22 protein-coding genes and 1 pseudogene are annotated in these 26999 nt (G+C 48.2%); 10 read left to right on the forward strand and 13 right to left on the reverse strand.

Features of this window, described 5'->3' with window-relative positions; all coding sequences use genetic code 11:
* Positions 1-55: 55 nt before the first annotated feature.
* Positions 56-1057 carry a queuosine salvage family protein gene (locus BM282_RS12185; RefSeq protein ID WP_089881353.1) on the forward strand — a complete coding sequence of 334 codons (1002 nt, stop codon included), beginning with the start codon at positions 56-58 and terminating at the stop codon, positions 1055-1057.
* Positions 1058-1096: 39 nt separating this feature from the next.
* Complete coding sequence (locus BM282_RS18180; RefSeq protein WP_139229719.1) at positions 1097-1930, forward strand: hypothetical protein; 834 nt, start codon at positions 1097-1099, stop codon at positions 1928-1930.
* A 704-nt stretch (positions 1931-2634) separates the two neighbouring features.
* On the opposite strand, the gene BM282_RS12190 is transcribed toward BM282_RS18180, so the two are convergent.
* From BM282_RS12190 to queF, 11 genes are all read right to left on the reverse strand, one after another.
* Positions 2635-5100 (reverse strand): alkaline phosphatase family protein, encoded by a 2466-nt coding sequence (locus BM282_RS12190; protein WP_089881356.1) that lies wholly within the window; start codon positions 5098-5100, stop codon positions 2635-2637.
* A 2-nt stretch (positions 5101-5102) separates the two neighbouring features.
* On the reverse strand, positions 5103-9089 hold the full coding sequence (locus BM282_RS18185) for a hypothetical protein (RefSeq protein ID WP_139229720.1): 3987 nt from the start codon (positions 9087-9089) through the stop codon (positions 5103-5105).
* The gene (locus BM282_RS18190) at positions 9089-9613 is read right to left on the reverse strand and encodes a hypothetical protein (protein ID WP_139229721.1); all 525 of its coding nucleotides are present in this window, start codon (positions 9611-9613) and stop codon (positions 9089-9091) included. The genes BM282_RS18185 and BM282_RS18190 overlap by 1 nt, the downstream gene beginning before the upstream one ends.
* Before the next feature lie 96 nt (positions 9614-9709).
* Positions 9710-10528 (reverse strand): hypothetical protein, encoded by an 819-nt coding sequence (locus BM282_RS18195; RefSeq protein ID WP_139229722.1) that lies wholly within the window; start codon positions 10526-10528, stop codon positions 9710-9712.
* Positions 10529-11011, reverse strand: a complete 483-nt coding sequence (locus BM282_RS12205) for a GNAT family N-acetyltransferase (protein ID WP_089881364.1) — start codon at positions 11009-11011, stop codon at positions 10529-10531.
* Positions 11011-12189 (reverse strand): ATP-binding protein, encoded by a 1179-nt coding sequence (locus tag BM282_RS12210; RefSeq protein WP_089881367.1) that lies wholly within the window; start codon positions 12187-12189, stop codon positions 11011-11013. Before BM282_RS12210 ends, BM282_RS12205 begins: the two co-directional genes overlap by 1 nt.
* Entirely contained in the window at positions 12186-13304 is a 1119-nt protein-coding gene (locus BM282_RS18200) for a hypothetical protein (RefSeq protein WP_139229723.1), read from the reverse strand. Before BM282_RS18200 ends, BM282_RS12210 begins: the two co-directional genes overlap by 4 nt.
* A complete protein-coding gene (locus tag BM282_RS18205) occupies positions 13304-17242 on the reverse strand; it encodes a hypothetical protein (protein WP_139229724.1) in 3939 nt (1312 codons plus the stop codon). The genes BM282_RS18200 and BM282_RS18205 overlap by 1 nt, the downstream gene beginning before the upstream one ends.
* A 495-nt stretch (positions 17243-17737) precedes the next feature.
* Positions 17738-18601, reverse strand: a complete 864-nt coding sequence (locus BM282_RS18210; RefSeq protein ID WP_139229725.1) for a hypothetical protein — start codon at positions 18599-18601, stop codon at positions 17738-17740.
* Positions 18602-18669: 68 nt separating this feature from the next.
* Positions 18670-19674, reverse strand: coding sequence for a hypothetical protein (locus BM282_RS12240; protein WP_089881382.1), 1005 nt, complete (start codon positions 19672-19674; stop codon positions 18670-18672).
* 54 nt (positions 19675-19728) lie between these two features.
* Positions 19729-20106, reverse strand: coding sequence for a preQ(1) synthase (gene queF, locus BM282_RS12245; RefSeq protein WP_089881385.1), 378 nt, complete (start codon positions 20104-20106; stop codon positions 19729-19731).
* 1091 nt (positions 20107-21197) lie between these two features.
* Between queF and BM282_RS12250 the strand changes: the two genes are divergently transcribed.
* The 6 genes from BM282_RS12250 (at position 21198) to BM282_RS12270 (ending at position 24018) form a co-directional block, all read left to right on the forward strand.
* Positions 21198-21407: a ribbon-helix-helix protein, CopG family gene (locus tag BM282_RS12250; RefSeq protein WP_089881388.1), complete on the forward strand. Its 210-nt coding sequence runs from the start codon at positions 21198-21200 to the stop codon at positions 21405-21407.
* Positions 21407-21637: a hypothetical protein gene (locus tag BM282_RS18215; RefSeq protein WP_139229726.1), complete on the forward strand. Its 231-nt coding sequence runs from the start codon at positions 21407-21409 to the stop codon at positions 21635-21637. The genes BM282_RS12250 and BM282_RS18215 overlap by 1 nt, the downstream gene beginning before the upstream one ends.
* 55 nt (positions 21638-21692) lie before the next feature.
* Positions 21693-21947 (forward strand): FaeA/PapI family transcriptional regulator, encoded by a 255-nt coding sequence (locus BM282_RS12255; protein WP_089881391.1) that lies wholly within the window; start codon positions 21693-21695, stop codon positions 21945-21947.
* On the forward strand, positions 21937-22374 hold the full coding sequence (locus tag BM282_RS12260) for a hypothetical protein (protein WP_089881393.1): 438 nt from the start codon (positions 21937-21939) through the stop codon (positions 22372-22374). Before BM282_RS12255 ends, BM282_RS12260 begins: the two co-directional genes overlap by 11 nt.
* Positions 22375-22541: 167 nt before the next feature.
* Positions 22542-22919: a hypothetical protein gene (locus BM282_RS12265; protein WP_245758358.1), complete on the forward strand. Its 378-nt coding sequence runs from the start codon at positions 22542-22544 to the stop codon at positions 22917-22919.
* The gene (locus tag BM282_RS12270; RefSeq protein ID WP_089881399.1) at positions 22912-24018 is read left to right on the forward strand and encodes a tyrosine-type recombinase/integrase; all 1107 of its coding nucleotides are present in this window, start codon (positions 22912-22914) and stop codon (positions 24016-24018) included. The genes BM282_RS12265 and BM282_RS12270 overlap by 8 nt, the downstream gene beginning before the upstream one ends.
* A 29-nt stretch (positions 24019-24047) precedes the next feature.
* Here BM282_RS12270 and BM282_RS18220 read toward each other — a convergent pair whose 3' ends face one another.
* Together BM282_RS18220 and BM282_RS18560 are read right to left on the reverse strand one after the other, a co-directional pair.
* A complete protein-coding gene (locus BM282_RS18220; protein ID WP_139229727.1) occupies positions 24048-24737 on the reverse strand; it encodes a hypothetical protein in 690 nt (229 codons plus the stop codon).
* 73 nt (positions 24738-24810) lie between these two features.
* A complete protein-coding gene (locus BM282_RS18560; RefSeq protein ID WP_175501525.1) occupies positions 24811-24957 on the reverse strand; it encodes a hypothetical protein in 147 nt (48 codons plus the stop codon).
* Positions 24958-25170: 213 nt separating this feature from the next.
* On the opposite strand from BM282_RS18560, the pseudogene BM282_RS12275 reads away from it, so the two are divergent.
* Positions 25171-25617: pseudogene (locus tag BM282_RS12275) on the forward strand (A/G-specific adenine glycosylase); the annotation flags it as partial.
* Positions 25618-25736: 119 nt separating this feature from the next.
* Positions 25737-26999, forward strand: a complete 1263-nt coding sequence (locus BM282_RS12280; protein ID WP_089881403.1) for a cation:proton antiporter — start codon at positions 25737-25739, stop codon at positions 26997-26999.

Here is a 26999-nt window from a genome sequence, read left to right on the forward strand (position 1 = left end):
TTTTGACGACTCGAGAAAGTCATTTATATACACGATAGGTATCAATAATGGACTGATGAATCTCGTAAGGGATAGTCTCCAACAGGCACCTGACCCGCTAGATCACATAAAAATCAATAACATGGCGATTTCTGATCTGGCATTTGAATTGAAGAACGCTAAGTTAGAGATCCCCGAATGGCGACATTCGATATTTCTTGATGAAAATGATCCAGACGAGTCTGTTGAGAGTGTCATTAATTACATTCTTGTCGGTAATTCGATAAATTTTCAGTTCCGGGATTACGAATCTGGAGAAAAATTCCGATCAGAATATAACGGACAGACCTGGACAGGAGCGTTTGGTATGTGGGCGTGTTTGAAGCGTGCCTGTGATAATGGAATACCCATTACGAATGGTGAATATTTGCAGTCTCTGTCACAAAGTGATGTAGAAAATATTTTCCACACATCTTCTGGACCAGATATCCCACTTCTGAATGAGAGAGTCAAAATACTTAATCAGATTGGGGAAATTCTAGTAAATAAATACGACGGCAATTTCTCATCAGTAGTGTCTGGAGCTGCAAGCTATCTCTATCATGACGGGAATGGTCTCCTTGAGATCCTGAATGAAGATTTCCCTCCATATCGAGACTGTGCTACAATAGCTACCGAACATGGTGATAGAGAAATTCACTTTCTAAAACGCTCTCAACTCGCAATAGCAGTTCTCTATGGAAGATTTCATGAGAGTAACAAATTTATGATACACGATCCAATGGAATTTACGGTGTTTTCAGATTACAACATACCCAATATCCTAAGATATTATGACATACTGGAATACGATCGATCATTAACGGAAAAAATCGATTCTGGCGAATTTATTGAAGAATGTAGCCAGATGGAGCTCGAACTTCGTATTGCAACGATACGTGCAGCCGATAGACTTCTCCTCAAGTTAAATGAATACCACGAAGATCAGATAACTGCTCCCCAGTTAGATTGGGAGCTATTCCAGAAACGTGATTCGGTAGACACCAAACCTCATAAATCAATTACTACTAACTATTGAGGATAATATCCTATATAGGAGAGGGGTTAGTACACTAGTATGAGCGACGAGAGAGATAATTCAACTGAGCCCGAACCCAGTCCGGAGAATAGCATAAGCGCCCGTGAAGAATTTCTACTCCAAATGTATGATCAGCTTTGGGAAAGTGTGGAACGTGTTGAAGGGGGAATTTGGTCATTCATCGCGGCTTTTGCAGCCATCGCAGTTTCATTTTCAGCTGGATTCCAAGGGTCGATTTCGATCTTCTACGCAGCAGTCTTCTCAATAATCATTGGATTTTGGGGAATGAACCTTTCAATTGTATCCTCTCGCTGGTTCAATAGGAATCTCATTCAAATATCAAATATAGAGAGTGAATTTTTAGAAGACAACGACTACGATAAAATTATACCAAGAGATTATGAAGAACCAGGTAATAGATTCTTTTTTCAAACATTGGACTTTTATAATTTAAATTTCTTAGCCTTCGCATCCGCCATATTTGTTATTCTTATGGCTATGTTTTCTAGTTCCTCCTCTAATGGTGTAGATGTTGTCGACCAATTACGAATACTCATTTTAACATTGATTGGATCTGGGATTACGTACTATCATTATCAGATCTCAGACGAACATATTGAACATATGCGCCGAAATACCAAGCAAATTAAAAGATCCAATCAGAATACTTACAATAACACGCCTTTGAGATTGGTAGTAGCCGTTTCAGTAATTTCCATTATACTACTTACAGTCTCAATCTTCGGAAATAGGATCACATCAAACATTAGTGGGATTCAAACCATTCCAAATTTGATATGTATGTATATTCTCTCTACGATAGGAGCACTAATAATTTGCTTTGGGTTCGTGGAAATCATAGGAAAATATTGATTGTTATCCACCCCACCCATAATATATGTCCAGAAATAGGGCATATCATCCACTAAAATATTAAACTTGAGGCCATATTGATTGGAAAAATTGGATTGATTAATTGTGTATGTTATATCTTATTGAAAGACATTAACTGAGTTTTGTTTAACAAATATTGTTGTATATTTACGATATGAACCCTACTCAAATTGAGAGAGGATAACGAGCATACGGCTTCAAGAACGATTGTTCTGACCTAATACCGATATTTCTACACGATGTGAGACTTTGACGTTAGAGCGACTAAATGAGAATACTTTGTACACATTATCTTCCTTGTCTTGTACCAGAGTGGTCGTGGACCGATCCTCTTTCAGCCGGAATATCCCAAAGTGAGAATAGCCGTCGTTCGCCAGGGATCTAAGATCTTCGTGGGAACAATTATGAAGATCACCAACCTCAATGAGTTTCCCTATGTAATCGGCCACGTCATGTTCGCGGAGATAGCGTAACTGGTACCAAATTGTATCGTCTTTATCTTCTTGAGAAGCCTCGAATTCTGACAGTTGGTTCAATAATATACTGGATGAATCAATATCATTATCGTTGTCAACCATCTTGCCCTATCATGGATCAGATTTGATAAGAAAGTATCGTTACAAGTGGACTGGACGAGCAATAATTCGTGATTGAGAATCCAGTCTGACGGATTCAACGAGTAGTCAGGCCCGCAACTCGTTATCGATCAAACTAGTATCAAACTCTACAAACGGAATGAACATTTCGTCGAATGTGAACGCTCCGTGAGTAGCAGTCATATCTTCTTTTTCGGAATAGTACCGCCGTTTAAACCGAAGCGTTCGACCATCGCACTTGTCTTTCGTCAAGGCTCTGAGCTCTTGCATGGTTTGCTTAGGTAGGATCTCGAACCATTGATTTTCTGGGTTCTTCCCGAAAGAATTGCTTTGTTGGTTATTATCTTTAAGCCCTGCAACCCGTTGACCAAGATCTTGATAGTATTCACCTCTGTTTTTCAAGGCGTTCAATCCCTCTCCTGATGTCAGTGATTTTCTGGAATTGGCGGTACGGACCATTCCGTGATCCGCCGTAAGAATAGGTAGTATATTGTCGCCGAGTCGCTTGGTAAGTTGTTTCACAAACGTTGCCAAATCATCTGCCACACCAGGTATCAATGAGTCTGCGATGTGGTCAGTGCCTTCGTGTAGTTGGTCGATTTGATTATGCTGGAGAAAGTGAACCGACTTCTCGTACTGGTTTACAACGTCTGCAATGTGTTTAACAGTCTCTTTCTGGAATGCAGCGTCCTCTGCCCTGAGCCCTTCCAAATGTACGAAGTTGTCTGCAGCACTTCCGAGAACTTCGCTGAAGCCGCCTGCGCCATCATGGAGATAGCTCAAAGCTTGAGTATATGCACCCGCTCTTCGGGCACGGTCGAAGAGGTTCCCCTCTGGCGGATTGATTGCTTTTTGAATATCGTCTCTGCCATGCTCAATCGGGAATTGGCCTGTGAAAAGCGAATAATGGCCTGCCCCTGTTTCTGACGGGAAGATTGTCGTCATGGGCGTGTTTGAGGCAACCCCATTTTTGGCCCAATCGCTGATTTTCTCGTTGTTGTGAGTTGCTTCAAGCCATTGGCGTAGACCGAATCCATCAGATACAATCACGAGAATGTGATCGTGATTATCGAGGAGTTTTTCAACCTTAGTTGGGATATCAGTGATCATCGCGACTTCTCGCGATGTGGGATCTGTGTTTGCCCACTGGCGATAAGTATCACGGATGTAGTCTTCACACACTCTAAGGACGGCATCTGCTATTTTCCTCTCTGTTTCCCCGAACTGAGTCGATAAAGACGCTTCCCGGTCGAGTTGATCATCGTATAATTCGATACAATCTGTTGGAGACTCTGGTGACGTCGGGGAGAGTGCCGAAATCATCTCCCGGGCGTCAGTTAGATTCGATCGGGTTTTCGCAGCTTCTTCCGATGCAACCGGTTCAATGAAATCTTCGATCTCTTCGAGTCTGGTTATTAGCTTATTCACCTGACTTTCTTCGTTCGCAATCGCTGTATCAAGATCTGATAGAAGGATATCCGATTCTAGGGCATCAACCACTGTTTGAATCCCACTTGTTGGAGAACTTGAAAACAGAGCTAATGGAATCTGATCCAGATTATTGATTATGTTCTCTTTGAGTTCTTTTGGTCGACTCTCCCTCACATGTCGTCGTATCTCGTCTATTCCGATATCGATTGAATCAATCGACCGGAGTGCGCCTTTCTCATCTGCGAGCTGTTGAGCCATCTCATAGCTCTCGGGAGAGGCAATGTTAACAAGAACAGACCGGAAGTCCGAGTCCAGATCGGTCAATTCAGTACTTATACTGAGTTCGTTTTTTGCCTTCTCGAGCTTCGTATCAATAAGCATATTAGACCGTGACGCTGCAGCTTCTTGAGCATGGGATAACAAAGCATACGACTCCCATTCGGTCTTCGCTCCTCGTGTTGCCTTTGCGTACGAAAGCGCCTGTTCACCTGATAGTGTTTTTTCGTTTTCTCTGATCCATCCCATGTGGATCGCCCACGCTTCATGTTCCAACGTGACTTTCGCAGGCTCCTCCAATGCGAAAATGAAATCATCACTGGTGAGAAGCTCTCGAAGAATCGTCTTTCGTATCTGTTCAGGAGAGTCTGCGTTGCGACACTCTGCTACTAATACTGGCTGTTTATCAATCAGTGCTGGAAGAGGGATTCCTGATTGACCCTTTCTCTTTGCTATCAGGAGCTCAAGAGCGTTCACACGGAGAGAGAGATCACACTCATCGTCAGCATTGATCAAGTCTTGGTACTGCATAACATCCGAGAACCGGAGGGAAAAGCGAACCTTTGATAGTACCTCTGTGAGGTCGTCGAAGTACTGGATTACTTGTGGAGCGTCTTTGACCTGTGATCGGGCTGCTATCGCTTCCCAATTTGCGGCAAAACTGTCAAAGTCCCTGGTGATATACAGCTGTGTAACTGCTCCACGATCTGCACTATTTCGGATTTCCCGAATTGACGACGCGTCCATCACATCGATCAATTCTGCTGAATCACCCTCAGGGCTGACTACCTCAGGTGAGGGACCTTCCCTTCGATACCAGTGATCAGGGTCTTCAACTATATACATATCTATTTGATAGTTACTTGTCCATCGAATCCCATACTCAGATCGCCAGTACTGATCAATGAGTTCAGTGCGCTCACTACCTCGCTCTTTGATTCGAGGAAGTCCTCATCAGGAATTTCACGTGCGATATCGTCTGGAGTAACGGTTTGTCTGGACCGAACCATCTTTTTGATCCGTTCTTCAATAGGGACCCGGTCAATCTCTCCTGCATCGGAGATACGTTCGATACGATTGAGAATCGACTCTATGCGATCCACAGGTTTGCTCTTCAGTGGTCTGCTACGAATGTCCTCGATTTCTTTGCGTCGACCTGGGGGAAGGTTTTCCTTCTCAGACTGGTAGTAGTCCTCTTCGATATCTTTGAGTTCCTCAGCGAAGGTGGAAAACTTCTCTCCATCGCTCATGAATTCTTCATAGTTTTCACGAATAGTAGCAAGTCCATACACTGTCGACGGCCTGACCTCAAGTACTTCTGATGCGGCGTCCTCAATGGTTTCACTGAATGCAGAAAAGTCGTCTCTCCAATTTTGGGCACGTTGCCGGGCACTTGCAGTCTGAATCTGAGAGAGTATAGTCCAATTTGGTTGTGAGCTTATTTCCCTTACATGAGCTCTGATCTCCTGTACTTCATCGGTGATCGAGCTCGTGCGGCGACGTATTTCTTTATCCACTTCGTTCCGCTTTTCCTGGGCGTTTTCGTATAGCTCAGCCGCGTCCTGCACAGTGGATTCTATTGAGTCTATGCTCTCTTCCGATACCCCCCGGAAGCTTGTATTTTCGATTTCTTCTGTCGCACTGATGAGCGCCTCACCAGCAGCGTCATACAGATTGATTACCTCTGCAGCGTCGTCGCTCAGGTCGATGTCTCTGTCAACATCGTATTCACTAAGATCTGTCTCCTCTAGCGATTGGAACTTTTCTAGGAGTTTTGCACTTTCTCGAACTACTCGCTTAGAGAGGTTAATCCGAGTGTCAAAGGTCTCAATGGCATCTACAGCATCTCTGACAGCCTTCGGATCTGGTCTTACTGTAGAAAAGTCTCGGAGAACTCTGTTAACAGCATCGTCATCATTATATTCGTTATAGACCCCTATCTTCTTAAACTCTGGTAGTATGTCATCATGAACTGCTTGCAAGGATTCAAAGACGTTACTCTCGCTGTCTGCATCCAGCTCTTGTTCAAGGAATCGTCGAGCACCGTTTGACAGGTCACTCGATTTTGATTGGAGGATGTTGACCTCGTTGAAATATTGAGTTGAGCTATAATCTGTATCGGGATCTGACTCTTTGATTTCCTCAATTCTTCGACTGGTTTGAACTAGTTTTAGTGCGTAATCCGTTGTATTGAACTTCTCTACCGCCTTGATTGTTGCTTCGTGGAACTCTTGGATGCTCTCGATTAATTTCTCAACGGGGTTTGATGTGCCATCATTATTATGTTTTTTTATTTGCTCGATTTGATCTTCACAGACTCCCTGAAGACGAACGATCTCATCTCGGTTTGGAATTACGTTCCTTTGGAAACTTTCTGGGAACTCTGGCGAAGTAAGCCATTCTGCAACTTCGTTCACCCCATCAAAAAATATCTTAGCTTCATACGAGCTATCTGATGTCCGTTGGATTGTACTGTCCTCAATGCGCACCTTGCCACGCTTTTCGAGAATCGTAAGGAACTCTCTGATGTCTGGGATCGGGTAACCCTCCACAGACATGTGGTTGAAGAGTTTATCCTGATGAATCATCCCATCGTCCTCGTTTTTTATACTATCCAGGATAAGCGACTCAGATTTTGATACCTTCAGTTCGATAGTTTTTATTGAAGAAGATTGTACTTCGTTCGCGAGGTCATACTTGACCCATTCGTCCATGTAATTTTCGACCGATCCTTGACCATCTGCTTTCCCGATCTCTTTGATATCTTCCCATGTCAGTTCCGCTCGTGATAGTCCTTCTTCAATCGCGTTCAGATATGCATCCTTCGCATTACTATTCATTCGACCAAGCGGACCCGGATAGTGTGGATAGACTCGAGTAAATTGGTCCGCTACCCTATTGCCGAATTCGAACTCATCAATATCAAGAGCGTGGCCGACCACTTTTGTTTGGATCCCAGACATTAGCGCATGAGCACCTTCCGGAAGTTCACTTTTTAATTGACGGTAGCCACAGATCCACTTCTCGAGCTTGTATTCTATGTTTTCAACCTCGTAGGACCAGTTTTGCTTAAGTGAACCCGGCTCAATGGCCAGAATCCTTTGATTGCTGTAGTTGTGGTTACCGTAGTCAATCGTGATTACGAGCTCGGCGTCTTGGTCGTCTCGAATCTCCTCCAGTTCTTCAGGAGACTGATTCCCGACTGCAACAAGAAGACGTCGGTCATGAAAGTCTCCGTATGTACTTTTGACAATGAAATAATGTTCATCGTCATTATGGCTTCCAGGAATTAGCTCACTTTTGAACGGATCAGTATCTTGGAGTACAGCACAGAGGTTACGATAGAGGATCTCTTCATCTACCATAACATTGGACATGGTATTCTCAACAATCCGTTTTAGTTCTCCAGCTGTCTCTGCTTCTCCCTCTTTTAGCAGAGCATCAAGTTTCCCACCCGACAGCTCGTATTTTAGTGTGCTTCCACTCTGTCGACGAGTAAGCCACCCTCTCTCATGCAGATGCTCAATCCGATCATCAAGACTATTCTCATCTAAGTGAAGTACTTCTAGTAACTCAGATCGAGAAATACCCACATCAAGGGTTGCAGCAATACTCGAGAGAACTCCCATCTCATCAAATTTCTTGATTTGATTAAATTGATCTCTGACAAAAAAGCCCCCGTCACCAGCTGTGAGGGCGTCCGTAGAGAGGAATATATCGCCGGGACTTACCCATCGAGTTTCGTCATTCTTGAAGAATAAATTATATCCATCCTTCATCAGTTTAATCGCAGTCCGATTTGAGTCTGCTCGATCTGCAATCTGATGAATCGCTCGTAGAGTCGTAGTATGGAGTGGAAATACGTCGCTATTATCTACTTCCGGAAGATCTACACCTTTTCGAACAAGATATTTCTCTCTTCGTAGTTTCCAGGTTTCGAGCAGTTCCTCTTCGTTGAGGGGACGCAGTCGTACATGTTGTCTCGGCGTCGGACCAAACATTCGGTCCATCATTGCAGCGTGGACCTGTTCGAACCGGTTCCACTGATCCCGAGGTGCGGTCATAATCATCAGGACCGGTGTCTCTTGGTCAATTTCGTCGAAGAACTCCCGATACTTATCGAGATCTTCGAAGCTTACGTCTTCTCCACGAACGATGCCTTCGATCTCGTCCATGAGAAGAACGACTGCGTCGTAAAGTTCCTCATTGACGATCGACTTACATCCTTCCGAGAAAGCTATGCCCGCATCCTGGCCTTGTCGCTTCTGAACCTCGCGATCTTTGAATCGAGCTTCTGCCTCCTCACGACTTAACCCTAGTTTGACAAATTCGTCAATGACCGCTTCTGTTTCGTCATCTTGGACATCAGAGATCTTCTCAGCAGCGTCAGGACCGATCTCTGCTTTTACCCGCTCACGCAGTGCTTCAACGATATCTGCCGGATTACTAGTGAAATTGAAGGGGTCTAAAGTCAGGAGATTCATCCCCTCGGGGCAGACAATCTCTTCCTCGTTTTGGAGGAGTTTATGGATCTGAGAAAGGAAGTGGGTTTTTCCGTCACCGTATTGGCCAACTACCCCGTACCCCTTCATTTCCGGATATCCCGCAGGAGAATTTTTGTACTCGCCGAGTAGCTCTTTGATGTTGGCAAGACCATCGGTGTGTACGTCGCCCAGTGAAGTGAGAGCAGCGTACTGTTCGATCTTTTCTTTAATTTCCCCTTTTTCGTATTGACCTGGTTTTGTCTTTCCTAGTTTGACAACGGTTCTGAACGCACTACTGTCTTGTTTGAAATACTTGCTGGGAGGGCCCTGAACGATTGATTGTGAAGACATTATTCTTTATTTGCTTTGATGAAGGAATTAACCACTGTATGGTATCCGAAGGTCTCTGCAGGATCTGTGTTTATCTCTGGAGAGACTGTGTCCATTGGTGATGCGTCTTTGAGGTTTGACAGTAAGTGATCCACCGTAAATGTATCCATTTTGTTCAGTTGGGTGTTAACAATACGCATTCCTCGAATTACTGTCTCAAACCACTCGTTAGTATAGTACTCTGGAAAGACAAGCCAAACTGAACGTTCGTATGAACTTAACGGATGTTCTATATACTCGTGAATCTGTTCTAAGTACGTTCGTTCTTTTGGAATTACGTCAAAGTTGTCTATGACTACAACTTCAGATCCGTCAACCTTGTCCTCTAATTCTGAACTTGACGTAGAATCCAACAGCTGAGAAGCTGGTAAATAGAGAAATTCAGACCCTTCTTCCCTTAAGAAATGGCGAATGGCAAAAGTCTTCCCGGCTCCGATTCCACCGTAGATTCTAAGATCATGATCCTGGTCTAATTCTTCGGTCAACAGTTTCTGATGACTAGTAAGTGAGTACTCTTCAGGTGACGACCAAAGAGCCTCTAATAGTCGATTTCCCAATTTGTTCATCCTCTATACAAGAAGTCATAGTAGGGTATCTTGTAAATCATTGGGTCCAATGTTTCCGACCTGAATGTCAAACACCCCCCCAAATGGATTAGTTCGTGCGCTATCACCCATCGTGCCATACGTGAAGAGAGAATATCGGTCTCTGGTTTGTCTCAGCAATTGTTCTGTTCCTTCATCAGAACAATTCACCAGCCTTGGAAGACGCTGACGCAAGTATGGTGCCTCGAGTGTTTGGTGATTTTGTCCCAAGAGATAGACACCATATGGAATTGATTCAGGGACTGCTTGGTCACGAGTAATCAGTTTCCATTTTTTCTCATCACCCGGTTGGTCTACATTCAATAATTTGAAATCGTCTATGAGATGAAGTGCGTTCCTCACAGAGTTCTCTTTCGAGGTCGAACTGGTGTCACTAATCGTAATCATCCGCTCATGGATCTCTTCTGCACTCAACGATTGAGATGCAGATCGCAGAATATCCAGGGTATATGCTATTGTCGGCATTCCTCGCATGTGTTGGATGAGAATGTCGTCAAGTAGATCGCTCCTTTTTGCTTTAATCACGTAACCAGCGAACTCTCCGCTATCTGTTGGTGAATTATCTGAACCCAGAAATCCGAATTTTTTCAATAATGCATTTGTCTCTTCGCCGGCGCTAGTGCTCGCGCCCGCATACTTTTCGAATTCCTCAATCAGCCGATCCCGATCGTAATCAACTTTCTCGCCTACGTGGTAGATAATGTGGAGAAATTTTCGAAGGTTGTCTCGACTGCGTGCCCGTACATGTTGACACTTCGCGGGCGTATTATCTATGTTGGCAAAGTATAATTCCATTTATATTTCCTTCTTCATGAGCGCCATTTCTCGTCCCCCATCCGTTGTCCTCGTTGACGTAACCTGGAAGTCCATAGTTAGCCAGAACTGTTTTGCATCACTTGAAGCAGCTGTTTCAGCTATCAATACAGTTTTCCCTGCCTCTTTGGCGTAATTCTCTGAGGCTTCGATTAAGTCCGCACCGAGGCCTGTACTACGGAAGTCCGGGTGAACAGCTATTAACCGTACTTGAGCTTGCCCTGGCTTTAGAACTCGTGATTCACACCAAACCATAGAAGCGCCGATCACCTCCTCCGTTTCGTTGTCATCAGTAAATAGTATATCCCGTCCTTCATTGCTGACTGCTCGTTCTAACCCATCACGATAGGTATACCAGTGAAGCTCCTTCTTAATCTGATTGTGGTTATACAATCGTTGAATTCGATCAATGTCCTCCGGGCGTGCAGTTTTAATCGCTGAGCGTTCAAACTCATTAGAAGTCATTAGTTTTCACCACCTCCGTGTCTGCTCCGACGTGGCCGCATCTGAACAATTGAAATGCTCTCATCTTCATCATCTACATAAACGGCTTGGCCAACCCGGTCCAATTTTTGGATATATGTCTTTAGTTCGCTACTCATATAATCCTGAGAAAGTCGGTTCAATTCTTGGATGTCCTCACGAGTCGTGATCTTATGACAGAGGATAACATCACACTGAGAAACCATATCATGATCTAATGCCGATGGTTGTTGGGTTGCTACGGTAAGAGAAACGCCGGGCTGCCTGCCCTCCTTGACCCACCGAATTAAGATGTCTTTCGAGAGGGAGGACTCACCAGAGGGAACGAAATTATGAGCCTCATCAATGAATAGCCAGACTCGAGGGACGTCGACTTGAAGCTCCAATTCTTCGCGTTTTCGTGCTTTGATTCGTCTTTTAAATAAGTCCCTGCACAGCACCGATACAACAAGATTCCGCAGACCGTACTTACCTGGATCCACAACACTCAGATCAAGTACGTTCAGGCTCGTCTCATCTAGACGATCCCATATCGGAGTATACGTATCGCTGAACAGCCCCCAGTCTCGGGACATCTCCAGACGGTTGAGCAGCGCTTCTTTCGTTCGCTCGTTGGATTGAGCATCGCCCTCTACCGTATCAATAATATCATCCAAATTGAACTCATTTCCCTGCTGTCGGGACAAGTTTCGTATCGCCCTGTAGAGGGTGATCCCCATTGGCTTATTGATATTCAAGTCAAACAAATCACACCAGCCATCGGGCGAAATGTCAGATGGATTGATCTTTATCGCGCTGACTTCAAGTCCTCTCCGCTTCATCTCTGATAGAACTTCTTCACCATATCGCTCCTTCGGATTGCCTGGAACGAGAAGGTTGACGCGGTACGCTCGCGACTGAAGTCCCCAGTCCCATAAGCTGTTCTGTTGTTCTTCATTTTCACTAACCATTGTCCAATATATTCCCATTGGGTCAACGATGAGAGGAACAACACCCTGGGTGTGGTCGTGGACTTCCTCAATGATGTCTCCCATCGAGTAACTCTTACCACTTCCCCGTTTTCCACAAATGAAGACTGCCCTGGAATGCGAGCCGTCTACGTACTCTTCTTCGTCTGTATCCAGTTCCTTCCCAATAAATAGTTCAATTTCGTCTTTCATTCTGAATCCTCCGAATTGCGAAACAGCAGTGGTACGAGTGACTCCTCATACGACAGTCCTCCATGAATTCCAAACTCGTCATGATGGAATTCCCGTGAGACAAACGGGTAGGGGAATACTGTGTACGTACTGCCATAAGCATCGAGCAGCTTTGCATCCCCTTGGACGCCGATTTTTGACTTTGCATACCGCATGTTGCTTTGACCATTTGTAGTCAGAATACTCATATGTGGCTCAAATTCTTTCCGCCACAAGATCCCGTGATCTGCCGTTAGAATAAATAGGTATGAATCGACTTGTTCGTCTAAGACCTCGCAGATTGCGTCAATATCTTGTTGGAGCTTCTTAATCTCATGATTGATGTCTGACTCTCGAACTTCCTTTCCGTCGTGGGCATCACCATCTAGTGCTCGTCTGCTAATTTGAATGAACGTCCGATGGTCGCTCAGCCTTCGGTTTTCCAGATCACTAATGATCTCCTCAGATGTCCGAACCCTCGTCAGTTCCGAATCGCTGAAGTTCTCAAAAACGAGCTTGTTGAGATCGTTGTAACTCTCCTTATCCCAGTAACTGTAACCTCGCCGCCGCATGAATCCTCGCTTGACTAAGTGATCAACGATTGGCTTATTATCATGGCCGAATACAATATTTCGGTATCCAATTGGTGTAATAGTTGGTCCGTTGACTAAGCAGGGTTCTCCTTCAAGCTCCGTACCTTGCACATCTTTGTATCCCAGCCCGTCAGCAATCATCAGAACGACTACCGACTCATCAGTCAGATAGTCCAATATCCGCCGCTTGATGTCTCGCTGAGTTAGTAGATATTCCTCAACTTCTTCATACTTGGTTCCGATAATCTTATTTAGTGCTGGGGAAAGTGGGTCGTGATCGATCGACATTGAGGGGTAGGTAGTCGATGTTTTCACCCTCGGCTCTTTGATCGCGACGTTCCTTTCGAAACTCTTCGATGGATTATCTAGCTCATCTTCGAACTGCTTCTCTGACTCGAATAACTCAAGCTCTTCTTGCAAATAGAGATAGCTCAGCGGATGATCAACATCGACTACTACGGGATGAGATTTTGCCTCATCGACGACTTCCTCTAGTTTTGCCATTATTTCTCAGGTAGATCTCGGAACCGTTTTTGAACAGATAGGTCGAGAAGGTTTAATTTGAATAACTTTGCTAGCTTCACTGCGATTTCCTCTGGGTCTTCCGCCTCTTCACCTTGAGACTCCAAAATCTCATCGAGTTGGATCTGTTCCCCGAAATCTAGTTTCTCGTAGAGCTCTTGGATATCGTCAGACTTCGGTCGAACAGGACGGTTGAGAGCATCTACTTCGTCACTAAGAGTGTCGACTTGCCTCCGAATCTCTGCGAGATTATCAGCAATCTCTGAACCCACCTCTTCACTATTCTGGAGAGACCAATCAGTTGTCGATTCAGAGACCTCTGAGAGTGCTTCGTATTGGGACTCAAGTTCGTGTGCAATCTCGTCAATCTCCGCACCCCTCGGAACTGTTTGGAAGCGCTTTGACCGTGAGACTGTTCTCTGCATATCGCTGAGACGACTTTCCATGGGGTCAATAACGTCTGAGTTCAACGTATCCAGAAACTCGGTTTCCAGATTGTCATATGATTGATCTGGATCCGCTTCAGAGAACTGAACTCGAAGTCCCGGATGCCCCCCATTCGCCGTAGATAGGATATTCTCTAACCGTTCTTTTTCTCTTTCGAATGCCTTCCGCTTCTGGCCGACCCGCTCGTCGAACTCGTCCTGGATCGCTTTAAATTCACCTTGGTAGGTATCTGCAGCCGTCAACAATTCTCTGCCATGCTCAGAGAACTGCTCTGCGATACGTGTAAGCAACCGATCGAGCTTGTTCTCAAACTCATCTTCACCGGAGCGCTCCGTAAACCGCATAATTCGCTCATCTAGATCGACTGCCCGACCAGCTAGCGTTCGCCAATCTTCAAATCCACCACAGTACTGCTCCTGTTTTTCTATTTCTCCTTCTATTTCTTCTAGTCGACTCTTTTCGTTTTCACGGGTTTCTGAGAGCTCGATTACCGTCTCAACATTCGGATTCTGCGTATCATTGAGAGTCTTATCTATCTTCGAAGCCACGTTTCCAGCACGCGAGCCTTGATACTCTAATTGATTGTTGATCTTCGTTCGTTGTTTGTTCAAGTGCCGATTGAATGTGGCAGGAACTTCGACCTTGTCCAGAAGATCTGATTCACTACGTCGCTTTAGCGACTCAGCTCGATCAGATAGCTCTTCGAGCGCCCGCTGATTACTGTGAAATTGGGATTTTATCTCTTCATCAACTGACCGCTTCAGGTTCGTAACTTCTTCTCGGAGATCTTCGAGAGTACCTTCGTCATCGGGAGAGGTATTTTCGATTTGTGTGAGTATTCTCTCACCCGTGTCTTTTAACTGTTCAGCTGAAGAAGATTCCTTAGGAACCCTATCGAGTCGGGAGAGAGCTTGTTCTAAATCTGGTTCGATATCTTCCTTACGGACTGCTGTTTCGACACGAACTAAACTGCCATCCTCCTCGTCAAGATATTGTCGAGCGGTGAGCAGTCGTAGAATCTGGTCAAATTCCTCGTCAGTATAACCTTCTTTCTCTGCAATTGCGGTTGCTTTCGTTTTACTCAGAGTTGCCCCTGCCTCGTCTTCGGGGAAATTCTCCAATATCACTTGCTCAAGAGGATGCAACGCGAATGTGATTTCCGCAGTATCTGCATCTCCATGCCCCCAATCGAGGTCGATCAGGTCTTCATACTTGCTCGTGAGTTTTGTTCGAAGACTGGAATGGTTCTTAACATTGAATGCGTCGCCGAGAGCGTCTTTGTCAACTACTACAGATCGACGACCCTGCTTTTGGGTGAGTCCAAGGTTTAGTACCGAGCTCTCGAGAGCGGACGTATATTCACCGACCAGTTTCGTGATACTATTTCCCTTGTATAAGGTGTGGTAATTTGGATATTGGTTTCGCATCACCGATCGGAACAGATCGTCGACCATGCGCTCGCGCAGTCTACGGATTCGGATATGACCTGGTGCCTGGTTTCGTAGTTCGTCATCGAAGAGGATCTCGATTGTCTCCGTGATCAGGTTCTCTCGGAGGTTTTCTAAGGATTGAACCTCAGCGAGCGTCATATTATCTTCCTCGCTGTTGAGTTCACGATTAATCCGACTCGTCAGCGCGAGCATTAGCAGAGGGGTGACGGAACGAGGGTTCATGTAATCCTTGAGCTTCCGAATACGCTGAGGAAGATCCCCCTTCATCAACGTCTCTTTTAGATCAAGTACGATCTGATACGTCTCGTTTTCTTCCAGCTCATTCAGGCCTTCCTCGACCAGATATTTGTGGTCAAGGTAGAACCCCAGCTTGAGATCTGCATCTGAATCAATTCCATTCTCTGAGTAGACGTCACCTATATCTTGTTGTCGTCCCGTGACCCGCACATAGAGCCCGCGGTTCGGGTAATTCGGGTCGAAAGTACCTTCCCGATAGGATTCTAGCGTTTGCGCATGTAGCTGATTAGATTCACGAACTGTCCACCCTGTTTTCGATTGTCCCCGTCCCCGAGAGGGAAGGAGTTTTGGGATAACATGGTCGTTGAATGCTTTGATCGCGTCAGCTACGTCTTCATCATTCTCTTCGAATTCTCGCCAGAAGTCCCGAAGAACCTCACTTCCGACAGAGATGTCAGGGTCACCCTCAACAATATCGACTAATGTAAAGCCGTCTGCGTAATATGTGAGGAGAGTACCCTGGAGCTCCTGACTGAGTTCCTCTATAGTATCCTTCAATCCATAGGTAGCTGAGACGTCTTCTGTGACACCATTCGGGAAGGCTGCCATGAGCTTGATCGCTCGTTCATGATCCTCCGTCTCTGCTACATCTGCTGCCATAGCCTCAGCGACCGCACCGCGGACTTTTTGTTGCGGTTCTGTGAACCTAAGGCGGTTATCGATATATGCCTCAATATACTCAATAGGCGTAAACGTGCTTTCCGATTCGATATATTGAGTCACCGCCAAACCCATGGCATCAATTACGGTTCGAGGACCACGACTGAGATCGTCGCGTGTTGCATACTGTCCGATTGCAATCAAGGTCTCTTCCGGAATGATCTCATCTTTATAATCCTCAAATTCGTATTTTTCCGCATAATGGTCCCAGAGACGTTTTGGGAATTCATGATCGTATGTAGAGGTTAGATTTAATAGCAGGTTGTTCTCTCGAACTCGGTCGAGAATATCCGCACCTCGTTCATTAATAACTGCTAGCTGTTCATCAGGGATCGAGAACATCATACCGAATGAGACTGTTCGCGGGTTGAAACCCCAGATTATAGAACGGAGTTCCTCTTCCGCATGAGAATACGAGTGTTTCTTGAAAAACTGTTGGACCTCATCAGGGAAAACAACTAACCCCTCGTAACCTGCCTCTTGGACGAGATCTGTTGCTTTGAGGAAGAATTCAACGAGGACCTCTGCTGGTAAGTCCTCATTCATTCGACCGCTTTCTTGGAGGCCGGTGATTATGTCGCTCAATTTGTCTGCTTCAATATCGTGTTCCTGACCTGCCTCTTCAGCAATTTCACTAATCCCTTTGCGCTGGTATTTTTCTCTAAGCTGCCTAACTTGATCGGTATAGCGGTCAGCGAGCTTGTGCTCAAGCCATCCCGTTGTCGCTTCTAAGACGTCAATGAGAGATGAAAGGATGAACGGCGGGACAGCAACATAATTTTCATTCTCGCACTTTTCCCAGAAGCTGATTGATGTACTGGTTTTTCCATAGGCGTACTTGCCAGCGATAATCCCGATGGTTCCATCTCCTTCCCCAAGATTCTTGAGAAGCCTTTCTTCAGTCTCTGAAGTATCCCCTAGTGAGAGATGTGTACGAAGATGGTCACGATACTGCTCTTCGACTTCGCGTGGACTGTCTCGCAAGTGACGAGCCTGGACAGTGTCTACTACTTCTTCTTTCTGGGCGATTTCTTGGAGACGGGAGAGTTGATTTTGAGTGCTCATGAGTGGTACCGGTTAAGATAGTTTCTAGTAGAGTCAAGTGAAGTCATCTCCGGATTAATGTTGTGTTTTGAGATGTTGATCCAGTTATCAATAATCTCTTCTTCTTCTTCGGTTGTCAAGCTCATACTTACTTGTGGAATTGTTTCTGCGTGACGTATAGGATGACGAGTGAGTAAGATACAATTAGAAATATAGTTCAGTTGACAATGTGCGCGAGTGGACCTGGCTTCAACTCGCCCAGAGGGAGCATCATCTACGACGACGTATTCCGATGCCACACTACTGAGCGGCCATTTCGTGTAAGACCATCCTTCATTTGAAAGGACCCATGCGAGGAACGTCTTTCCGCAGGAAGAACCGGCAGATAATACTACTAACCGATGAGTCTCCAGTTTGTTTTCAACTTTTGTGAGTACCTCTTCCTGGCTTTCTACCAGCATCTCTCGAGATGCTTTTTGCTTCAATCTGTTTGAAAGGTCCAGCAGAGGGGCTAAGTTAGATGAGGTCATGGTAGTTGACAGGGTCTGACAGTCGAACTTGCTTTGCCATCCCGGTAGAAACTTCTAGATGGTCGAATTCGCGAGCCCATTCAAGAACTTCGTCGAAGCCAGACTCGTCGAGAACGAGGATTCGACAGAGTGTTTCAATATTCTCGTTGTTTAGAATTAAGGCTGTTCCATAATCTGTATTCGACTCTTGATAAAGGAAATCGATTGCGACAAGAAGCATCTCTGCCGGTGCAAAGCTGCGAATTTGGAATTTCTCCTCCATCTCATTATTCGTATGTTGACCTTCTTCTATCACAGGTGGAGAGAGCTCTCTGAGATATTGAAATGCTCCGGAGATGCTTCGAGGGCCAATAGAGACCTCGTCCCGAATCGAGGTTAGTTCTTCCTGAGCTTGTTCAAAGATGGCTTCCGCGATCTCCTCGCGCGATTTTTTCGTACTAACTGGGTTAACGGGACTGTTGTCGATGAGGTAATCTACGACGGCTCCATAGGTCCACGATGACATTTCTCGATTTTTTGGCGGTACACCTTCTGCAGCGTCAATTCGATCTCGGGTATAGAAGAGATGATGTAGGATATTTTTGAAGAGTCGAATGTCGTGGTACATTACTTCAACTAGTTGTTCGCCGCGCTCTGTCCGGGTGGTTGCAGTTTCTAGAACACCCATCTTCTTGAGGACAGTGGGGACTTCACGCTCGGTTTGATAGCCGACTTCGTATCCGAACTCTTCAGCAAGTTCGTAGACCTCTTTTCCACTTGACGCATCCGGGTATTGGTCAAGAATATCGAGATACTGATAACACCATTCGGGGTTCGCTCCATCTCGAATGTGAAATGAAATGCGGGCCATGCTCACCATCATTGGCTGTGACTATTTAAAATATTACTGAGAACCCATGTGATAGAGCTAGTCACGAGTTATGATATGGATCGGAGGATAGTAGTGTATCTCGACTTATCATTCATCAGATCTAACATCTCTTCAGTTGAATAGCTGTTTATCGATTCCGCCATATCTCGAAGTACTATGAGATTATGTAGAATTCGGATAATGCGAGAATCGCGTAGCTTATCATAAGATGCACAGAATGGGCATTTGTGACCCGTTTCCTTCTTGAGTTCCTCTAGATCACTTCGGAAAACTTTCGGACCAGTGCGGTCGGTTTTATGAGTGACGTTCCGGGGAGTTCGGAAGGGGAAGTATATGTCCCCGTATCCGGCTGCCCGAAGCCAACTGGAGCAGTCAAATGAATCGACTCCCAATTTTCCTAAGACTGGTATAGCAGTTGGGCCTCCAACACCAAATGCGTGAATTTTCAACCCTCGCTCGTGTGCGAGGTTAACGGCATATCGCAAAGTCTCTGCTACTCGTTCAGAGATGAAGTTAATTCCATTGTTTTTCCCGAATGTCTCGAAGCTCCCAAACCCAACGGTTTGAATCTGATCTAACTCGGAGTATGTGTCAATACAGTCCGTAATGTGGGGATACTTACTGCCTTGAATGACTGGGACTGCTCGAGATTTCAATTCCTCAGGTAGAAAGTGATAGGAAAGCTTTGCATTCGTTCTAGTCTCTTTAACCTTTCTCTCAACAGTCTCATCGTCGTCATCACTCAGTGGAACATTATCCGGGAGTACGTACTGGTGAGCCCAACGGTTCTTATCATAGAAGGGCATAATGTAGTTATACAACTCATCAAAGTCGCCGTTATTGGTCTGGACGTGATACCCTCCCGAGTCAAACATCACATTCACGCCTTCTTTGCTCAACTGCTTCATTTCCTCGGTTAGCCCATCTCCCGTAGAAATCGGAGTGTATATGAGCGGATCCAGCGCTTCTAATGTGCCATATTCGCGCAGAAGATGCTCTTTAAATTTCCTGACCGTCGACGGACTTACCGTCATAGATGCATAGAGTTTCATTTAAATACCCCAAGATGACAACTCTACACTGTGCGGATTAGATTCCATCAAATTCTACTTTTCTTCTGAAGATTCGACAGTAGTGTAAATTCCACCGCGGGCTTTGAATTCGATCTCCACATGGACGGAATGTGGAGCAACTGCTTCTGCGATATGATTACAGATATCTGAGGCAGCTGCCTCATGCCAAATTCCCTTATCTCTGTATTCGAATAGATAGTCTCGCAGGCTCTTTTCTTCGATTATACGTTGATCTGGCTCATAGGTGATGTTCAATACCCCATGGTCTGGTCGTCCTGTGACAGGACAAACGTGAGTGAATTCCGGAAACTCAAGATTCACTTTAACATCGCCGAATTCGTTAGAAAAGGATTGGAGATCAGGCTCTACACGTTCACACTCGATATCCTCTGCATCAGCGTACGTGCTCATGTATTGTCAGTCGAAGTATTCACAACATATAATTGTATTGTAGCGAGAACAGTCTGTTATTGGTTCACACATCCTAAAGTAGCTCGCAGCTTTGACGACTTTACAGCATTTCTTTGCAGATTATTGCAGGCAGTGAAGCCACTTACTCATCGTGGGATAGTTTAGTTGCAACCATCCCATAGACACCAAAGGCAGAAGTTGAATAGACAGCGATATAACAACTGTATCTAAATTATGTCTGCAGAGTATTTGCCAATTTATTTGTATATGTCGCTTCCTGCTGCTGTACCGGCCACCGTCTGGTTCAGTTGGTTTCCAGTACATATGCCAGAAACTGCTGGCATCGCTCAGATACCTCGTGAATGAGACCATGAGACACTCCGGTAACGCACTGTAACGTACCAGATAATGGTTTACAAACCTGTTCTGACCCTACAGCGAGTAGAGATCGAGAAATACGACGTAACACACTGTTACAGGTCTTTGAGACGGCCACCTATTGTTTGGTCCAACGAGTTCGACTTCAGGAGATACAGTAGGTTCCACACAGTATTCTGGATATGCTCTCGCCATCTTGACCCACAAATCAATAATTGGTGTACTTACCCTGACCAGAAGTATCATCTGCCATTAGATGGCTGTTCGGAGTAAAATCAGACATCTCCAGTCAGGGGTTGGCTGTCTGTTCAGGTTCATTTCAGTCTACTCTCAATGTAGCATATTGTAGGTGTATTTACCGCCGAGCTATCTTCCAGATCGTGCCAAAAAATTGGGCTGGTTCAGCAAAACCAGATAGTTGATGAAGCGTCTATCTTGCTCGATACCCTCTTCTGGAAAGAACCTTGTATCATATACTGAATATTCAAAGTTACAATTGGGAATGAGTATGCGATCCACCAATTCTTATTGGTATACGGCCACCGGTAGCTGACTAATTTACGAATCAAAGAGATATTTTGATATTGAGGGCAGTTTAACATCCTCATACCCGATATTCTAGCTCATCTGCTGTCACTAATTGGGGAACACCAATTCACCAATCCCCAATTCTAATTGGCCCTCTAAATACTCAATTCAGCTCTCTCAGGGTGATGACGTCGAACACGTCAAGAGCATTCGCAGGTCGGCTCCCCGTCGACGAAGCGAAGCTCTTCGAAGCAGCGGTGGAAGAGTCGAACAGAACGAAATCCGATCTCGTGCGGCGGGCGATTCAGTACTACGTCAGTAAGAATCCAGACCGGCTGGAAGTTCTCTATCCAGACGATTCTCTGGAGCGGTTCACGCTGGAGTTGATGGACTGATGGCTGAAAACCAGGTGCCGACCATCGTCTACAACGAGCCTGAGGGACGTGAGGCTCGTATCGCGCGAGATGCGAACGGCGTCGCGATCGGAGTCGCCCTATTCTTCACTCCGGGAGAACTCGCAGCTGTCGGCGTTGACCCCGCGAGAACAGATATCGTTCGACTGCGGTTTGTCGACGGCGAAATAGACCTCGCACCAGCAGGAGCGAGAGAGTACCCATCAGCGTAGCCGTTGCGAATTGAGGAAACGGCTAAATCAGATGTTCCCGTTGCCTACATTAGAAATGGATAATCCCCACGAAGACGGTGAGGGACGGGACGACGAGGGTAAGTTCTCGACGAAATACTCTCCAGAGGATTTCCTCAGCGCACTAGACCAATTAGGTGGCTCAGGGTCGACGAAGGAGATCGCAGACGAAGTCGGCTGTTCCAGGCGGACAGCGAACTATCGCCTCTCTGACCTCGAAGACGAAGGGCGAATCAACTCGCGCGAGGTCGGACGCTCGATTCTGTGGCAGGTGAACGAAGATGGCGAATAGCCGCCACGCAGCGACGTATCCGAGCGAGGAGCAGTATCAGCGGTGGCAGGACCGCGCGAACGAGATGGGGATGTCCACTTCGGAATTCATCGAAGCGATGGTCGAGGCGGGGATGAAGAAGTTCACCGCAACCGTCGAGCCCGACGAAACGAACCAAGAGCTCCGAGATCAGCGACGGGAACTGAAAGACGAACTCGACCACACGCGGAGCCGAATACGAGAACTGGAGGACATGGTCTACCACGGAGAGCGCCGGACCATCAAACGCTACGTCGACGACAATCCGGGCGCGACGTACGACGAGATCATCCAGCACCTCATCGAGACCGTCCCCAGCAGAGTCACCACCCATCTCGGTGACCTCGAAGGAGACGAACTCCGCTACGAGGACGAAGGCTACTACCCGGTCACCGGAGACCATCTCTGATGGTCCAAGGCGACGCCGACACAGCCGAACTCGCTACCAACGAATTCGGAGAGCGAGACGTCGAATACTGGCTGGGAGTGTACAAGTCGATAGACGAGGTTCCGACCCGATATCGACTGGAGAGTTTCTCGTCCGAATTCGCTGGACAGGACACGTGGAGTGACTACTTGGATACGCGTGACGACCTCGCGGAGTCGACGAAGAAGAACTCGTGGTATCCGTGCGGCGACCGCTTCAAGAAGTTCATGCGAGAGAAAGTAGGGCGACACCACGCACTCGCTCACCCGGACGACATAGAGTCGTACCTGAGTCACATCAAAGACGGCGGTTACTCGATCAAGGTCACGGAGCGGTCGTCGAACACCGTCTACTATCAGCACCTCTCCCCGCTGAAGACGTTCTTCGCGTGGTTGGTCCACCACGTCGACTACCCGCACGTCTACAATCCGGTTCTACTGGCGGCCCACGCGGGCGGGATAACGTGCGAGGTGTGGTACTGGCAGACCGAATACAAACCCGGCTACGCGGAGCGACAGGATGAGTGAAAACCAAGCAACCCACGAGACGATAGCACAGGCGTTCGGTCGAACGACCGACCCGCTGGCAGAGTACGACGGCCGATTCAAGCAGCTCGACGTAGACCCGTTCCAGCTCTGGTTAGAAGAGCAGGTCTACACGAAGGAGTACGCGAAGGGGACGGTCAAGGCGTTAGAGCGTCCGATCGATCAGTGGTGCGAGTTCATGGCCGAACGGCACGACCGCCACCCGGCAGTTCCGACGACGAGCCACGTCATGGACTTCGCTCACTACTATCTGGAGGAGCGAGGCAACTCGAAGAACACGGTCGGCGTGAAGTTGGGTACGCTCAGCCGAGTGTTCCGCTACTTCCAGAGCGAGCCTGCCTTTCCCCACCCGACGGATTTCAATCCGTTTGACGCCGCGAAGGGGAAGATCGATCTGAACGGCGACGACCCGAAGGAACCGCGTCCGATTCCGCTGGAGGAACTTCAGAGCGTTCTGCAGAACGAGGTCAAACACGTCCGCGATAGGGCGCTCATCGTCATGCAGTTCAAGCTCGGCCTCCGGGCGTCGGAGACATCGAACATCAAACTGAGCGAGATCCACATCGCCAACGCGGAATTGCAGGACCACTACGAGGAATTGGGCACGCACCCGGCGCTTGAAGGGAGACCGAACGCGGTCTTCATCCCCCACGACCGAGAGCGGAACAAGTCGGAGCGCCCGCGCGTGCTGCCATTAGACGACGAACTTCGTCGAGTGTTGCTCCAGTATCTGCTCTGTCGACCGGACAACGGTGAGCCGTGGCTGTTCCTCTCGAAATCGGGTGGGCGAAAGGTCGGTCACACGAACATCAACGACGTTTGGAAGAAGTACTTCCGACCGGAGTATGGTCCGAACGAGCGATATCGCGGCGTGTCGTCACACTACGGTCGCCACTATTTCACGACGTGGTTCAGTATCGAGAGAGAGTGGCCACGTGACCTCATCAAGTACCTTCGCGGTGATCGACAGAGCGGCGGGAAGATTCGGTCGACACGAGACGCTATCGACTCGTACATTCACGCGTGGTACGAGGACATAGAAGATCGGTACCGGGAGGAGATCTACAAACTTAGAATATGATCGAACCGGAGAGAAGAAACAAAAATCGTCTAACGGCTCGCAATTTTCGCTTTCGCCGCGGTATTTTTTCGACTGAATGATGTGATTTTCACATTTACCACATCATCCACAGCGATATCTTCCGGTACGTCTTTCACAAAGATCTGAAAGCCTTGGTATGTACCTCTCAGATCTCGTCTACCAGAGTGATGGTCCGTCTCTTCTTCTAACAAGATTTCGTATACGCCACCCAGCTCGACTGGTGGTTCCCTTTCTTGAGCGTCTTTATGCGCCATGTACGATTCTTCAACCTTATTGTTGGGTTCATCTGGCGTAATTGAGCTATCACTCGCGCCTGCAGAAAATCGAGTCTCCTCCCCGTACTCACCACTGTCCGACTTTTCGATGTCGTCCGTGAAGTCACCTACAGACATTTCAGCCCCCTCCTCCTCTGCCCTCTCGTAGGCTCGAATTACTTCCTTCTTGAGAATGTCCTCAATCTCATTTGACTCGCGGGTTTCGACTTTGTAGCTTGTCTGGCTGGCTTCTCCCTCAGAAAAATATCTCTTCTCACCGATGACTACTCCCTCATCTCTAACCGCTGTTATGAATGCCTTTTTAGTATCGGTACTGTGAGAAGATGACGTCTGAGAACCAGCAGAGTTCCGCTTTCTGACTTTCTGTGCGACTTTGACCGCACCGACTACTGCAGCGAGCCCAGCCAAGTATGGAGCAACCATGTAGAAAAATAAACAGGTTAGTATATATTACTAACGCACTATTCAGTTGTTCAGAAAATTGGCAAGAAGAGGACTACTCCTCGTGCTTCGGACCTCGGGTGAACTTTTTGCTCTCTTTATCTCGGTAGCGTTCCGCCTCCTCGTTGTACTCCTCGCGAGTAATGGCGTTCTTCACCTTGTCGACTCCCTTCTTTACCTTGTTAGAGGCTTTCTCGGGCATACGGTCCAAAGTTTTGCTACGTTATCATATTATGGTTTCTACCAGTTTCAGATTTTGACTAGTAACTTCAAATTTGATTATTCCCGTCCTCTATCAAACGTGTATCTACTGGGTAGCGACAGTATACCTCGGTATTTGGCCATTCACAATCTCTGTACGTCGTTTCTAGCCGGACACTGACCTCAATCGAGGTCTATTATGAATTTCGCCCATAACCGCGCCTTCGACGTCCCCGACGACGACGCCGCGTTCGAACGCGTCGCGCAGTTCGTCATGCCCGACGGCGAGTCGAGAGTCTGGAACAACGCCATCATGGAACTGGGGGGCGTCGCCTGCGGGAAGACGCCACAGTGTGACGAGGCGGGGTGTCCGTGGCGCAGATGGTGTCACGCCTACGAGACGGGCGATTTCACCGCGCCGGACGTGCCGACGCAACCGAGTTTCGAGGGGAGTCGCCGCCAGTTTCGGGGTCGCGTGATTCGCGTCCTCGGCGAGTACGACGAACTCTCCCTGGACGAGTTGGGGCCGCGGGTTCGGGTCGACTACGGCGGCGACACCGGGGAAGACTGGCTTCGCGGGTTGCTCTCGGACTTGGAGGGAGACGAGTTGGTGTCCGTCGCGGAGACGCAGAACGGCGTCGTCGCGCGTCTGCGCGAGTAATCGCTCTCTCCGAACCGTTCCGAGGTCCGAGGGGCGCGTCGTACGAGGGGACCGACCCGATAGCGACCAGTTCGACGTTCGCCGGGGCGTTCAAAGGGACCGACCCCGACTGTGCGCTCATGGTCGGTGAGTCGGCAACGTTGCTCGTTTTTCTGGCCGGGTTGACGCTCGTTCTGGCGACCGCGCACGCCCTCGGAGCGGTCGCCGACCGACTGGGTTTCGCGCCGGTCGTCGGCGAACTCCTCACGGGCCTCGTCCTCGGTCCAGCGGTCCTCGGCGTCCTCGCTCCGAGGCTTACGGCTCTCGTCGTCCCCGTTCCGGACCGGTTGGCGGCGCTCGCGTCGCTCGGGCTCGTCCTCCTGTTGGTGCTGGCCGGAACGGAAGTCGACGTCGCGACGCTCCGGCGACACGTCGGTCCGACGGTCGCACTCGCCGCGGGAGCCTCGGTCGTGCCGTTCGTCTTGGGGTTCGCACTGGGATGGACGCTCCCCGAGAGCTACCTCGTAGACCCGGAGCAGCGGCTCTCGTTCGCGTTGTTCCTCGCGACGGCGCTGAGTATCTCCGCGGTCCCCGTCGCCGTTCGCGTCCTCGTCGACCTCGACGCGATGGACCGGGCGGTGGGGCAACTCACGCTCTCCGCCGCCGTCGTTATCGACGCGGCGGGATGGGTCGCACTCACCGTCGTGTCCGACGTCGCTCGGCAGGGACACGTGACGGCGTCCGCGCTCGGTCGGACGGTCCTCGCGCTCGTCGGATTCGTCGCCCTCGCCGTCGTCGCCGGCCCGCGAATCGTCGAACGGGCCTTCGACGTGGTCGCTCGCGCCCGGTCGCCCGCTCTGACGGGCTTCTCGCTCGTCGTCATCACCGGATTCGCGGCGGCGACTGCCTCGCTCGCGCTCGGACTCGAAGCCGTTCTCGGGGCGTTCGTCGCGGGCGTCCTCGTGAGAGACCGACTGAGCGGGGAGAGCGCTCGAGTGTTTCAGGTCGTCACGCTCGGACTGTTCGCACCGCTGTTCTTCGCGACCGCTGGGCTCCGCGTCGACCTGAGCGGCGTGTTCACGGTCGAGACGCTTCTGGTCGGGGGAGTCACGCTCGCCGTCGCCGTCCTCGGAAAGTTCCTCGGAGTCGCACTCGGTGCGGCGTTCACCGACCTCTCTCGCGCGGAGACGGTGTGCCTCGCGGTCGGTCTCAACGCTCGCGGAGCGATGGAAATCGTCGTGGCGGCGCTCGGGTTGAGCCTCGGAATCCTCACGCCGACGCTCTACAGCGTCGTCGTTCTCGTCGCTATCGTGACGTCCGTGATGACGCCGCCGCTCCTCCGTCGGGCGCTCTCGCGTCTCCCTGAGGAGGTCCCGTCGACTGGACCCCACGGACAGGAGTGA

The sequence above is a fragment of the Halogeometricum limi genome, from assembly GCF_900115785.1.
Classification (GTDB): Archaea; Halobacteriota; Halobacteria; order Halobacteriales; family Haloferacaceae; genus Halogeometricum; species Halogeometricum limi.